The sequence below is a fragment of the Vreelandella arcis genome (assembly GCF_900103865.1).
GTDB classification, from domain to species: Bacteria; Pseudomonadota; Gammaproteobacteria; order Pseudomonadales; family Halomonadaceae; genus Vreelandella; species Vreelandella arcis.
Window position 1 is genome coordinate 117495 of sequence record NZ_FNII01000011.1, and the last position, 13550, is coordinate 131044.

Below are 13550 nucleotides of genomic sequence, written 5' to 3' on the forward strand. Positions count from 1 at the left end.
TACACATAAACAGTGAGAATGCCGACAATGACGTCCCAATTGCCTGTCGCGCCAGCCTTGCCGTTAACCTCTCAGCCGCTGCCTTTCCCACCGTTACATGGCCGCGCTGGGTTTAGCGGTTTTCCCTCACCCGCCCAGGATTACGAGCCGCGCACGCTGGATTTAAATGTGCGCCTGATCAAAAACCCCTCGCAGACGTTTTATCTATCCGCCACCGGCGACAGCATGGAAGGCTGGGGAATTTTTGACGGCGATTTGTTGGTCGTTGATCGCAGCATTTCGCCACGTTTGGGACATATCCTGGTGGCGATGCTCGACGAAGAAGTGCTGATCAAACGCTATGCGTTGCATCACGGCATCCCTCATCTATGTTCGGCCCATCCTGGCTATCCACCGCTCCCTCTAGAAGACGCCGACTGTCAGGTGTGGGGCGTTGTACGTGCCGTTATTCACGAGTACCTACGATGATGCATATGCCATGATCGGCCTAGTCGACGCCAACAACTTTTACGTTAGCTGCGAGCGCATTTTTCAGCCTCACCTAGAAAGCAAAGCCGTAGGGGTAATGTCCAACAACGACGGCTGCGTCATCGCCCGCTCAGCGGAAATGAAAGCGCTGGATATCCCCATGGGCACCCCCGCGTTTAAGCTTGAAACGCTGCGCCAGCGCGGCGAAATACACCTGCTGTCGTCTAACTATGAGCTGTACGGCGATATGTCAGGGCGGCTGGCCCAATTGTTGCGCGATGCTTGCCCGGATATCGCCCCCTACTCCATCGATGAAATGTTCATCTACCTGGATGGGCTGAGCGATCGTCAGTGTCAAACCTTAGGCGAAAGCTTGCGCCGCCGTATTCACCGGGGCCTGGGGTTACCGGTGTGCATTGGGCTGGCAACAACGCATACGCTGGCGAAGCTCGCCAACCACGCCGCCAAAAAACAGCCGCAGTATCAGGGTGTTTGTCTGCTTAACGGGCAGGATGCGTTAACCGCTTCGTTACTTGCGCAAACGCCGGTCAGCGAGGTTTGGGGTGTGGGCAAGCGACTTGCCGAACGGCTCGCCATTGGCGGGATTCATACCGCATGGGATCTGCACGAAAGCGATATCAAGCAGCTACGCAAGCGCTTCTCGGTAGTGCTGGCGCGCACGGCACTTGAGCTACGCGGCACGCCTTGCCTGCACATGAACGCCCTCGACCAGCCACGCCAGCGCATCATGACCTCGCGCTCGTTTGGCCAGTCTACCGGAGTGAAAGCCGAGGTACACGATGCGCTGCGACGCCATGCCCAGCGCAGTGCCGAAAAGCTACGCCAGCAGCACAGCCTTACTCGGGCGGTGATGCTGTTCTTAAATACCAATCGCCACCGCCGTGACCAGCCGCAGTATTTTCCGCAGGCACTAATCCCCCTGCCCTCACCTAGCGACGACACCCGAGTGATCCTTGACGCCGTACGCCAGGGGCTTGAGCAAATTTATCGCCCTCGCTACCGGTTTATGAAAGCTGGCGTGATGCTGTTGGATTTGGTGGACGCTGAACAGCACCAGCTTTCCCTGCTGAACGCCCCAGCCCACCACCATCCGTTGTTAATGGCCACGGTGGACGATATTAACCAGCGCATGGGGCAAGGCACGATTCGTTTTGGGATGACCGATAACGACGCCCCTTGGCAGCTTCGCTGCGCTCACCGCTCCAATCGCTATACCACGCGCTGGGATGAGTTAATGAAGGCAGGCACTCATCCCGGCGCTATTGCTGCGTGTACTTCGCGAACCTAACCGCTACTCTAGGCTTTGTACGAAAACTACCTGCGCTCGCCGGGTTTTCGTACAACCCTAAGACGTAAATTGCGTAGGAAACGCTGTCTTCATGTCCCTCACTCGCCCAGATAAAGAGTATGCACCAGCGCCTGGCCGAGCCCAACGTTGGGCTAACCGCTATATACAAGGCTACTTGCGCCGCCACCCGGCACTTGACGCTCCCGACCCACAGGCCGTGAAGCACGCCCGGCGATGGATAATCGCCTGGGCAGCGGTGGCCGGTATGATTTCCGGTACGCTAATTGGCGGCGCCGAGTGGTGGATGCGCGCATTTGCGGTTGACGACTGGGAAGCCATGAGCTTAAGGGAACAGCTTCCCTACTGGGCTGGCTATTTGGCCGTTGCAGGAGTAGTGACCGTGCTGGAAATTGGTTTCTTATACTGGAATGCGCTGCGGGGCGTAGCTAACGTATCACGCTTAGCCGGGTTACGTTACAGTCAAACGGAGCCGTTGGAGCCCGATATTCAGCTCACCGTACACGGTGTTTCGCGAGTGGCTTTGGAGTACCCAAGCCCCGGCAGCCTGATTTATGGCATTGATCCACACGCCTACCTACATGGCGGGAAACTAATTTTTAGGGCACTGCTCTATCGCTTAAAAATCAGTTTGAGCAGCTTCATACTACGTTTGCTGCTGCGTCGCTTACTGGGTCGCCTCACACTGCGCGGTTTACTTCCCGTATTAACAGGCCCGTTATACGCCGTGTGGAACGCCTGGATTGCTGCGCGTATCACGCAGCACGCCTACTTGCAGGCGCGCGGGCCAGCGCTGGTGGCACACTTAATGGGAACACTTGCCGACAGCGACGAACACATCCGCCTGCTGGTGGCACAGGGCGCCGGTGAACTCATCATGCGCAACCAATACCCTCACCCCAACTTAGTACTGCTACTGGCCCGTTTGCTGGATAGCCTGGCGGATAAACCGCAAACCCTAGAGGTTGATTGGCCAACCACCCTTCAGAACTATGCGCAGCTTACTGGCCCATCGCGAGACACTCTGCTCAGTGCTCTCACCCAAGCGGCGCTGCTTAGCGGCACCTATCGTGGTTCGCGTAAGCAGTTTTTAAAGGAGGTGTTTGCGACCTGCCAAACGCCGCTGCGACATGATGACATGAAAGCCCAGCAGCAGCGTTTGTTATCAGGACAGGCGCTGTAGCGGCTTAAACAGGCCTCAGCGCCTGACGCAACCGCGGGCTTAACGTTTCGCCCAACGCCACCATGGCGACCAGTATCGCCAGCAGCCACGGCCAATGGGCAGCAAAAACCACTTGGTAAACGCCCAGGGCATCGGCAAAAATCACCAGAATGCCCAGCGGGCTGACATAACGCACCATGGTTAGCCATAGCGCATAGGGCAAGGGCGCTAATCCTAGCTCATCGCGGAAGGTCTCGCTGTTCAGCACAAACCCGGCTAGCACCACCATGCCCAGACCACCCAGCGGCATCATCCAGCGCGAGGTCAGGTAGTCGAGCCAGCCGAAGAAGTGTTTGTCTGCCAGCGTCCATTCGGCGCCCAGGTTGAACGACAGCATCGCCAAGGTGCTGATCAACCAAAGCACTATGCCGGTGCCCCACGAAGCCGCTTTACGCGAAACGCCGCGGTTATCGCACAGCCAAGAGACCGTCGCCTCGACCATCGAAATCGAGGAGGTCAACGCCGCCATAGAAAGCATCAAAAAGAACAAAATGCCGAACAGCGTACCCAACGGCATCGCTTGAAACGCCAATGGCAGGCTCATGAAGATGAGTCCCGGCCCTTCTGCGGGATCCATGCCATTGGCAAAAATCACCGGGAAAATAGCCAGCCCGGCCATTAACGCCACCACCGTGTCAGCTAACGCAACGCTCAGCGTGGTACGGCCGATGGACGTTTTCTTGGGTAGGTAACTGCCGTAAGTCAGGATCGCCCCGGAGGCCAGCGACAGGGTGAAAAACGCGTGCCCCAACGCAGCCAGCATGCCTTCACTGGACAAGCTGCCCGCCTTGAAAGAGAACAGAAAGCTAAACGCTTGGCCAAAACCGCCCGAGAAAACGCCAAACCCAATTAGCAGCGCCAGCATCAACACCAGCCCGGGCATCATCCAACTAACGCTTTTTTCAATGCCTTCCTGCACACCTTTACCGACAATCAGCATGGTCAGCAGCGTGACCAACGTGCTCCAAAAACCCAGGTTCCAGGGGTTGGCATTATTGGCACTAAACACCGCCGTCATGTCATCCACGCTGCTACCGGCCAAACCTCCCGTTAGCATCTTCCACAGGTAGGAGAACGACCAGCCGGCCACGACCACGTAAAACGACAGAATCATGAAGCCGCAGAGCATGGCCATCCAGCCAATCAATGACCAGGCTGAAGAACGACCGGATTCGTTGACCACCCGGCGAATGGCATCAACCGGGCTGCCCCGACCGCGACGCCCAAAAGCGATTTCGGCCATCATCACCGGGACGCCCACCGCCAAAATACAGGCGAGATAGACCAGCACGAAGGCGCCGCCGCCAAACTCCCCGGTCATATAGGGGAACTTCCAGATATTACCTAACCCAACGGCCGACCCCGTTGCCGCTAACATAAAGCCCCAGCGGCCGAGCCATTGGATGCGAGGTTGCTCAGAAGACGCCATGACTTTCCACCCTGTTGGAAAAAAGCGCTTATCCTAGAGGATTTTGCGGTGAATGCCCAAAAAATCCTGACATCTTCTATTTAATTAGCGCTTACGAAGCGTAAACGGCCGCTTTGGCCTCGGCATCCAGTCGCTGCGCGGTTTGGTCGACGCGCCGCAGCCAAGCGAGCAACAGCGCGCCCAAGGCCACAAAGCCACCGGCCAGCCAGAGGCCAACGCCATAGTGGCCGGTTGCCTCAGCCAGCATGCCGGTAAGAGCCGGAGCAATGATCTGTGCGGAGCCATAAGCCAATGTCATCTGCCCCATTAGCCGTGCAGGGCTGGCAGGATATAACCGCCCCGCCATGGTCAGCACCAAACTGACACAGCCAAGAAAAGTGCCGCCATAAAGCACTGCGCTGAGCAGCACAGCGGAAAGGCTGGTGGTCACCGCCGGGAGGACGATGCCGATGACCTGCAGTCCCATTGCCACAATCAACGCACCCAGATAGCCGATTCGGCGTGCCACCAGATCCCAGAGCATCACTGCGGGGGCCGCTGCCAGGCCCACCAGCGCAAAGGTCCAGTTACCCGCACCAGCGAGCAGCGGCTCGCGCTCCACGATGGTGACGATAAACGTCGCACTAATGACATACCCATAGCCGGCGCAGAAATAGGCCGCGAGCATCCAGCGCATAAAGGTGCGGGTGGGCGGTTTAGCCACGGCACTATTGTTTCCGTCAGCCCCCGGTTTGACAGGCGATGGGCGCGGCAACCAGCGCCAGGCGGGCACTAGCAACGCCGCGCCTAGCACGCTAAACCCCCACCACTGCGCCTGCCAGTTCATCGACAGCGCCAACATCAGCTCTACCGCGATCGCTGCGACCACAATGCCCAGCCCCACCCCGGCGAAATGAATCCCCAGTTCCCCGCGCTGACGATGCTGTATCAGCCAGTGCAAAATCAGCCCCGAGGCCAATAGCATCGAACCGCTACTGGATAATCCTGCCAAAAAGCGCAGCCCCGCCCACAACCAAAAGTGTTCGGTCAACGCCATGCCCGCTGTGGTGAGCACCGCCAACACCAAGCCAATACGAAATAGCGTGTCTTTTATATATATGCTGCGAATTGACGCCGCCAGCACGGCCCCCAGCATATAACCGGCATAATTCAGTGCCGCCAACCAACCGCCGTCGGCATCGCCTATCCAGCTTTGCTGTTGCATCACCGGTAGCAGCGGCGTGTAGGCAAAGCGAGCCACCCCAATACAGAGCAGCTGACTGAAAACGCCCGCCAGTAGGACTTTAAAGCGCTGCGAACGCAGGGAGGCTGTGGTCATTTCGACATCCTCATCGTGATATTGTGCTTGTTATATGCGGTTTTGCTAAACCCATCATAGGATGAATTAACCTTGGGGGCAGATTCTAAATGTCATTGGCCAAATAAGCGCATGTCATCAGAATCTGGCAAACTAGGCAACGAACGACATCCACCGACTGGAGATTGCCCTATGAGCGATAACGCCACCCCTTGGACGCAACCGATGCCCGACGCGCAGTTCAAACTAATGCGCGATATCCTGGCGGCACCCAGCCCTGTGGGCCTGGAAGCCGCGATGACCTACGGCGTGCTGAAGCCTCATTTTGAGAGTTTTGCACCCAAAAGCTGGCACCTGCACCAGTTCAAGGGCAACGCGGGCGTTGTTCTGGATACTCACCCCGACCAGGACGATATGTTCAAGGTGATGATCATCGGCCATGCGGACAAAATTCGCATGCAGGTACGCTCTATCGGCGAAGACGGCAAAATTTGGATCAATACCGACTCTTTTTTGCCGACCGTGCTCATCGGCCACGAAGTTAAGCTATTTAGCGAAGACCCGGACGCCCCCGGCAGCTACCGCTGCATCGAAGGCGGCACAGTAGAAGCCCTCGGCGCCATTCACTTTTCTGATCCTGCCCAACGCGATGGCAGCAAAGGTCTGAAAAAAGAGCAGATTTACCTGGACCTGCAGATCCACGGTGAGAATAAAAAGCAGCAAGTGCTGAATTTAGGTGTGCGCCCCGGCGACTCGATTATTTTTGACCGCCCCATCCGTCCGGGCTTTAGTCCCGACACCTTCTACGGTGCCTACCTGGATAACGGCCTAGGCTGCTTTGTGGCTGCTGAAGTGGCGCGTTTGATCGCCGAAGCAGGCGGCACCAAAAACGTGCGTGTGTTGTTTGCGATTGCCAGCTACGAAGAGATTGGCCGCTTCGGCAGCCGCGTTATGGCGGGTGAGATGAAGCCGGATGCGCTGATCGGCGTGGATGTGAACCACGACTATGTGGCCGCCCCCGGCATCGGCGACAAACGTATGCAGCCGTTAGAGATGGGCAAAGGCTTCACTATGGCCGTCGGCTCGATCGCCAGCGAACAGCTGAACCGCGTGATCGCCCAGGCAGCCAAGGCCAACGACATCCCCATGCAGCGGGATATGGTCGGTGTCGATACGGGTACTGACGGCATGGCCGGTGTGCTAGCCTCGGTGGACAGCGCCGCCACATCGATTGGCTTCCCGATCCGCAACATGCATACCATTTCGGAAACCGGCAACACCCAAGACGTACTGGCGGCGATTCATGCGCTAACTCATACGCTGAAAGCGTTAGACGCGCTACCTGACTTGAAACGCGAATTTCTCGATAACCACCCGCGTTTAGATCAAGCGAGCCCGCTTACCCACCAGGGAAGCGACAAGCCCGACAGTGAGGGGGATGACAGTAAAGAAGGGAGTAAAGAAAGCAGCCCAAGTAAAGAGAGTAACCAGAGCAAAAAAACTAAGAAAAAAGCTAAAAAATAAATCAGACGTATAAAAAAGAAGCCCCGACCATTCCTTGGCCGGGGCTTTGTCAAACCTTCCTTGATTCGTCTTCACAGACGTCCTGTCCGTGCTTCCTTGAGTGCATCAAGCGTCCTGCTTGGTCATCTCCTTCTGCGCGTCCGTTGCACTAAGTGTACGGTGCGCTTACAAGCTACGAGATTATCTAACCTAAGCTATGAAAGCCGAAAAAAATGATTTTTTTGCTCACTGATGTCACCGCTATGACCTATGGTTAGTATTCACCTGCTTGCCACAGTCGATTTGAGTGGTCAGTAGTTCATGGCTAGCCCCAATCACACCCACGGGTAGGAGGTCAGCGTGCAAAACATCACCATTAACTACAAAGTCCACGGCGTCGACATCATATGTCGCCACTGCGGTAACTTTGATTCCCCTTCGTCAGGTTTTTTAACCCACTTCCGTCTTGAAGGCACGGGTAAGCATAGCGCCGTATTGCGCTGTCTAAACTGCAAAACCAGTGAAACAATCCCGCGAAGTGCGCTCGATATTCTAACTCGCGCCCGCGCAGGCTGACGCCTTAAGCGTCCTCACCATTATAGGGTTCCGCTTACCCAAGGACGGCCCGCGCGCCGCCCCTGGGTCTTGTTAAGCGTTAAAACGTTGCCCAGGCCTCTGGGTCGTGAATAGCGACGGTTCCACCGCTAATTTCCTGCGTCGATGATTCAATCAACCGACTAAGGTCTCCCACCGAATCAGCACTTAGCCCTGCCAAGCTGCGCACTTCGCAAGCGCATAAAATATGCCAGTCACAAAGCATTACATCGCAGAGCACGATGAAAAGTCACTTTCGTTAAAGTTCTACTTCTCAGGCCGATATAAATAGGCGACTGGTTCATACCAACAACACGCGTAACCGACACAACCGGGAAGCCATATGACACGATTGACAACAACACAGAAACTGTGGGGTACGCTAGCCATCATCTGGGTCGCCATGCTGTTAATGGTGGGCTGGTTAGCCTGGGAAAACCGACAGACCATTGAGAATGAGCGGCGGGATAGTCTGAAATACGTTATTGAAAGCGTGCATGCTCAAATTGAAGCGTTGCAGGCAAAGGTAGACGCAGGCGAACTGAGCCGTGAAGAGGCTCAAGAGCGGGCCGTCGACAATATGGCCAGCGTTCGCTTTGGTGATGGTGAATATATTTTTGCGTTCGATAACGATCTGAATATCGTCTCTCACCCGAGCCGCGATACCGGCACCAGTATGAGTGACTACCAGGATGCCAGCGGCCTACTGCTGTATGCCGAACTGCTCGAAACGGCTCAGGCTGGCGGCGGCCACGTGGGATACTACTCGACCCGGCTTGGCGGTGATGAGCAGGTTCCCAAACTGAGCTATGTTGACCATTTACCCGAATGGGGTTGGTCACTGGCTTCCGGCGTTTATGTCGATGATATCAATGCAACTTTTGTATCAAGCCTGATTCGCTCGGCGGTCATTTTGTTGATTATCGGGGTGCCGGTCACCTTGTTAATGGGCTGGGTGATTCGCGATGTATCGCGCCGCCTGGGCGGCGATCCACGCTACGCAGCCAGCGTGGTAAGGCATATTGCAAATGGCGATTTAACGCAAACCACCCAGCTGTCTGCCCGCGACCAGCAAAGCCTGCTGTTTGATATCGACCGCATGCGCGAGACGTTATCAGACACCATCGGCAGCATTCACCACAGCGCGGATAACGTGAATGCGTCGGTCGAACAGATTGTCGGCGTTAATGAAGAACTGTCGACCCGCACCGAGCAACAGGCCGCTTCACTCGCCGAGACGGCATCCAGCATGGAACAGCTAACCGCCACGGTGAAACAAAACGCCGAAAATGCTGACCATGCAAGCCAACTGGCAAGCAAAACCACCGACAGCGCGCAACAGGGCAGTAAGGCGATGTCGTCGATGATCAACACCATGTCGACGATTAATGAAAGTGCGGCACAAATGAGCACTATCATCAAAACGATCGACTCGATTGCGTTTCAGACCAATATTCTAGCGCTTAACGCCTCGGTAGAGGCCGCCCGTGCCGGTGAGCAAGGGCGCGGATTTGCCGTCGTCGCCAGTGAGGTTCGCCAACTGGCCAGTCGCTCAGCGTCAGCGGCGCAAGAGATTAAAACGCTGATCGACAACTCTGATAATCAGGTCGTGCAAGGCAGTCGCCAAGTGCGTGATACCAGCGATGTCATCAGCGGTATCGTCGACAATATTCAACAACTCGATACGCTAGTGAAAGAAATCTCGGCCGCCACCAAGGAACAAAGCCATGGTATTGAGCAGGTCAACGAGGCCGTCACCCAGATGGATCAAATGACTCAGCAAAATGCCGGGCTAGTGCAGGAGAGTACGGGTGCCACCCAGCGCCTGGCAGACCTCAGCTTTGAACTTCGCCAGCAGGTTGCTCACTTTCAAATTGCCGGCGCTTCAGCCCCCTCAACGCAGGCCCTCCCCTCCTCCCGCTAGCGTTTAACGCTAGCTTTCAACTTGGCTGGAGATGCCATCGCATCGCATGTCCAGCCAAACCTTTACCCACCCCGGTGATGGCGATTTAAACATCGCCTTGATTATCCAGCTCCACAGCTTCGTGCATACGCGATAGCAAATCTGGCACTGCTGCCTGCACCCGGTTCCAACTGGGAATAAAGGGACGCTCGCGGGGGTTGTCCAAAAACAAGTTGCCCGCCTCCAGCAAATTGCTGGCAAACAGCTCCACCGCCTGTTCTTCGCAGTGCCGGTCGAGGCTAAGACCATTCATAGTCGCGTCGTGGTCGTAGGCTTCAATCAAGTCCAACGCCAGCCGGTAATAAGTCGCCTTAATGGTCCGGAAATCCTCGCTACTAAAGCTAACCCCTTGGGTGGCCAGTTTGCGGTAAAGCGCTTTGGCAATATCCAAGCTCATACGGTTCAACCCGGCATCGGGATTTTCTTCGCTAACCGGCTGGTGCTTGTGGTCGTAGGCGTCGGCGATGTCGACTTGGCAAAGCTGACGCGGCGAATAGTTGCGCTGAAGCTCAGAGAGAACGCCAATCTCAAGCCCCCAATCTGCCGGGATACGAATCCCCTCCAGCACCTCGCTGCGCATGGCAAACTCTCCCGATAGCGGGTAGCGGAAGCTGTCTAAATACTCGAGATAGGGTGACGGGCCGCAAACGGTTTTAAGCGCTCGAAGCAGCGGCGTCACCATCAGTCGCGACACGCGGCCGTTGAATTTGCCTTCGGCAATGCGCGGGTAATAGCCCTTACAGAAACTATAGTTAAAACGCGGGTGAGCCACCGGGTACATCAGACGCGCCAGCAAGCCACGGTCATACGTTAAAATATCGCAGTCGTGAAGCCCGACCACCGATGACCGCCCCGACGCCAACACATAGCCGGCGCAGTACCATACATTGCGGCCTTTCCCAGGCTCTTGTGCGCCTAGCCCGTGCTGCTCAAGCTCGGCATCCAGAGCGCGAAGGCGCGGCCCGTCATTCCATAAAATGCGCGTGTGCTGCGGCAGGCTTGAGAAAAACTCCCGCGCGTACAAAAACTGCTCGCGATCCGCGCGATCCAGACCAATCACGACCTCGTTTAGGTAAGGTACTTTGACCAGCTCGTCAACGATGGCCGACAGCGCCGGCCCTTCAAGCTCTGAAAACAACGAAGGCAGAATAAGCCCCATAGGACGCCGCCGGGCAAACTGACATAACTCCTTTTCAAGCGCTTCAACGGGCCGTCGCGTCAGGTTATGAAAATCAGTAATCACGCCGTTTTGATGAAAATCACTCATGCGCTTGCCTCCTTTGCATCGCCCTGGTCGTCAGGCGCTAGCGCGTCTCCCCACCAGTGCGATAGCCCTTCCACCCAGCCCTCGGGGCCGGATGCGCGAGTTCGGTAAAGACATGGATTGGCCGGTTCAACCGCCAGCGAGTGGCGGCCACGGATCACGACGGCTTGATCAACAGCATTGAGCATCGACACGTCGTTGGGGCCATCGCCCAAACCAAGCGAGAGCGGATCACGCCCGCGCAGCGCCTTAAACCGCTGGATTAACCAGGCAACCGCGCTGCCCTTATCGGATGTACTGCCCATCACGTGGTAAAAGCGCCCGCCTTGGGTTAACTGTAGGCCGTCGCCCTCCAACGCATGACGAAATTTCTCCAGCGCTGCGTCATCGTCGTGCCAGAGTAACGGTTCGCTACCCTCCCGCTGGCGGGCCAGGTTCGCTTGAGGAATATCGAGCCCTGTCAGGCGAACCATCTCGTCAAGGCTTAACTCGCTCATTGAGGTAAAGCGTACGCCGAATCGTTTACGCCACACCTGCAGTCGGGCGCGGATAAATCTCACATCCACGCTAGCCTGTTTGATCACCATGCCGTCACGGCCATTGCCGGGACGATCCAGCCGGGCATGACACCAGCCCGGAGGCAGACCAATAACGGCTCCGTTTTCGGCGATGAACGGCGTTGCTGTGAGCCCTAATGCCTCACGCAAGGCAACTAGCTCTGCCCGGGTTTTACTTGTGACGGGAATCACCGGCACTTTGGCTTGCTTTAGCCGCGCTAACCAATTGATTGCCGGAGTAAAATCGTAGCTGTCATGGTCGAGCAGCGAACCATCTAAATCGGTCACCACCAGGCGAGGCAGATCGGTATCATCAACCCGGTCATCAGGGGGCGCAGAAGCGCTGACAGGTTCAAGCATGGCGCAGCCTCTTTACTTGCTAAGCGGTGGACGCGCGTCATCGCACCTTAACGGATAGGCCGATATCAGCGTATCTATTTATCTATCTACCACTAGCACAATGCATGCCAATACTTGTAAAGCTTTGATATCAGTATAAGAGCAGGTGATAGGTACCGATGGCGTTAAGGGGTTATGCCAAGCACGGCGCCAGTCGCGCACCACATCAGTGCATAGCGTCGACGCAACGATATCGGCATAGCACCGGGATGGAACCAGCATGCCTTACAATCAATAACAAAAAAAACAAGACAAACCTTGGCAGGGCTTCATAAATAGCTATACTGAAATTGTACCCACTGGCAACCATGTACACCCTTCCCCCTCTGCCAGTGGGCTGCAGTGAGCCAAGCCCTTTATGCCCGCCTCCCCCGGCGGGCTTTTTTTTGCATTCTCAACGGCTGAGTCGTAGTGGTGCTTGCCACGCCATCATTGGCGCTAAAACCTACCTAGACGTCATTCCACGTGAATCACGACCTCGACACGGCGATTACGCGCTCGGCCTTCGGCCGTATCGTTGGGCGCCAATGATTGCGTCGCAGCCAGCCCGACGGCGCGTAAGCGTTCGCTTGCCACGCCCGCCGCTTCTAAGGCTTCTACAATCGCAATCGCCCGGGCACTGGACAGCGCCCAGTTGGATGAATATTCAGGCGTATCAATGGACTGGCTATCGGTATGCCCTTCAACCCATACCTCACCGTCGTAGCGCTGAATGGTATCAAGCAAGGTGCCGATCAAATCGCTTCCTTCGTCGGTTAGCCCCGCATCAGCGGAAGGAAACAGCAACTTGTCCTGTACCCGCAAACTGATGCCCTCTTCCACCCGAGACACTTCGACACCTTCTAAATTGGGCAGGTAAGACGAGCGCTCTATCTGATCATCCAGCGCCAGCGCTCCGTCAATCGCCGCTTCGCTGACTGTCTCAACATTACTGGGAGGGTTATCGGTGAGTACCACCATGTAATCAGCCAGGGGAAACTGAAGCCCGGGCTGCTGAGTGGGCACCAGCGGTGTCGGCAACGCTGGCTTTCCCGACGCGGCGAGAGGCTCAGGTATCGCGTCAGACATGGCGAGCAAAGGCGGTACGCCTCTGGAGGTACGCTTTTGGGGACCGGCCACCCCATGGGCCACCGTAATCGCGCTGGTCAGCAATTCTCCACCCCACCAGTTTGCTTGGGCTCTGCGCGCGTCTCGCACATCGGCCAGCGGCTCTGGCAGCGGCACCTCAAGCGACGGAGATGAATCAAAACGCGGTTCAGGCGGCGGTTCAGAGGCCAACCAAGCCGGGGTTGTGGCGCCGGCAGCCGCGATAATGATCACAAACAGCGCCACCAGTAGCGTCATAATATCGATGTAGCTCACCATCCACACGCTGCTGCTGTCGTCTTCGCGGTAGTTGGACATGAGCGAGTCGTGGCGTGGTCCGCTGCGGTGATCTTCAAGCATCCGTGTGATTACTCATTCAAGTTTTTAGCCCCGTGGCCGATCTCTTCAATATGTCACGCTGACAATACTGTTATCGGTTGC

General features: G+C 56.4%; 10 protein-coding genes. 5 read left to right on the plus strand and 5 right to left on the minus strand.

From position 1 onward, the window contains the following. Nucleotides 1-27: 27 nt before the first annotated feature. The 3 genes from BLR97_RS14075 (at nt 28) to BLR97_RS14085 (ending at nt 2978) form a co-directional block, all read left to right on the plus strand. Nucleotides 28-468: a LexA family protein gene (locus tag BLR97_RS14075; protein ID WP_089707155.1), complete on the plus strand. Its 441-nt coding sequence runs from the start codon at nt 28-30 to the stop codon at nt 466-468. 10 nt (nt 469-478) lie between these two features. Then, on the plus strand, nt 479-1777 hold the full coding sequence (locus BLR97_RS14080) for a Y-family DNA polymerase (protein WP_089707156.1): 1299 nt from the start codon (nt 479-481) through the stop codon (nt 1775-1777). 91 nt (nt 1778-1868) lie between these two features. Beyond that, on the plus strand, nt 1869-2978 hold the full coding sequence (locus tag BLR97_RS14085) for an LBF_2804 family protein (RefSeq protein WP_089707157.1): 1110 nt from the start codon (nt 1869-1871) through the stop codon (nt 2976-2978). Nucleotides 2979-2982: 4 nt separating this feature from the next. Here BLR97_RS14085 and BLR97_RS14090 read toward each other — a convergent pair whose 3' ends face one another. Further along, a complete protein-coding gene (locus BLR97_RS14090) occupies nt 2983-4446 on the minus strand; it encodes a sodium-dependent transporter (protein ID WP_089707158.1) in 1464 nt (487 codons plus the stop codon). Nucleotides 4447-4537: 91 nt separating this feature from the next. After that, a complete protein-coding gene (locus BLR97_RS14095; RefSeq protein ID WP_089707159.1) occupies nt 4538-5764 on the minus strand; it encodes a YbfB/YjiJ family MFS transporter in 1227 nt (408 codons plus the stop codon). A gap of 171 nt (nt 5765-5935) precedes the next feature. Between BLR97_RS14095 and BLR97_RS14100 the strand changes: the two genes are divergently transcribed. After that, entirely contained in the window at nt 5936-7267 is a 1332-nt protein-coding gene (locus tag BLR97_RS14100) for a M20/M25/M40 family metallo-hydrolase (protein WP_089707160.1), read from the plus strand. Nucleotides 7268-8183: 916 nt separating this feature from the next. Next, nucleotides 8184-9764 carry a methyl-accepting chemotaxis protein gene (locus BLR97_RS14110; protein ID WP_089707162.1) on the plus strand — a complete coding sequence of 527 codons (1581 nt, stop codon included), beginning with the start codon at nt 8184-8186 and terminating at the stop codon, nt 9762-9764. A gap of 85 nt (nt 9765-9849) precedes the next feature. Here the strand turns inward: BLR97_RS14110 and BLR97_RS14115 are convergent, their stop codons facing one another. The 3 genes from BLR97_RS14115 to BLR97_RS14125 all read right to left on the minus strand — a co-directional run bounded on the left by BLR97_RS14115 (nt 9850) and on the right by BLR97_RS14125 (nt 13469). Continuing rightward, nucleotides 9850-11070 (minus strand): glycosyltransferase family protein, encoded by a 1221-nt coding sequence (locus BLR97_RS14115; protein WP_089707163.1) that lies wholly within the window; start codon nt 11068-11070, stop codon nt 9850-9852. Beyond that, nucleotides 11067-11984, minus strand: coding sequence for an HAD-IIB family hydrolase (locus tag BLR97_RS14120; protein ID WP_089707164.1), 918 nt, complete (start codon nt 11982-11984; stop codon nt 11067-11069). The genes BLR97_RS14115 and BLR97_RS14120 overlap by 4 nt, the downstream gene beginning before the upstream one ends. Before the next feature lie 495 nt (nt 11985-12479). Further along, a complete protein-coding gene (locus BLR97_RS14125) occupies nt 12480-13469 on the minus strand; it encodes an OmpA family protein (protein WP_089707165.1) in 990 nt (329 codons plus the stop codon). Nucleotides 13470-13550: the final 81 nt, after the last annotated feature.

Coding starts and splice junctions, on each gene's coding strand:
- BLR97_RS14120 (WP_089707164.1), bottom strand. CDS start 11,984: ATGCTTGAACCTGTCAGCGCTTCTGCGCCCCCTGATGACCGGGTTGAT.
- BLR97_RS14080 (WP_089707156.1), top strand. CDS start 479: ATGATCGGCCTAGTCGACGCCAACAACTTTTACGTTAGCTGCGAGCGC.
- BLR97_RS14085 (WP_089707157.1), top strand. CDS start 1,869: ATGTCCCTCACTCGCCCAGATAAAGAGTATGCACCAGCGCCTGGCCGA.
- BLR97_RS14095 (WP_089707159.1), bottom strand. CDS start 5,764: ATGACCACAGCCTCCCTGCGTTCGCAGCGCTTTAAAGTCCTACTGGCG.
- BLR97_RS14110 (WP_089707162.1), top strand. CDS start 8,184: ATGACACGATTGACAACAACACAGAAACTGTGGGGTACGCTAGCCATC.
- BLR97_RS14075 (WP_089707155.1), top strand. CDS start 28: ATGACGTCCCAATTGCCTGTCGCGCCAGCCTTGCCGTTAACCTCTCAG.
- BLR97_RS14125 (WP_089707165.1), bottom strand. CDS start 13,469: ATGCTTGAAGATCACCGCAGCGGACCACGCCACGACTCGCTCATGTCC.
- BLR97_RS14090 (WP_089707158.1), bottom strand. CDS start 4,446: ATGGCGTCTTCTGAGCAACCTCGCATCCAATGGCTCGGCCGCTGGGGC.
- BLR97_RS14100 (WP_089707160.1), top strand. CDS start 5,936: ATGAGCGATAACGCCACCCCTTGGACGCAACCGATGCCCGACGCGCAG.
- BLR97_RS14115 (WP_089707163.1), bottom strand. CDS start 11,070: ATGAGTGATTTTCATCAAAACGGCGTGATTACTGATTTTCATAACCTG.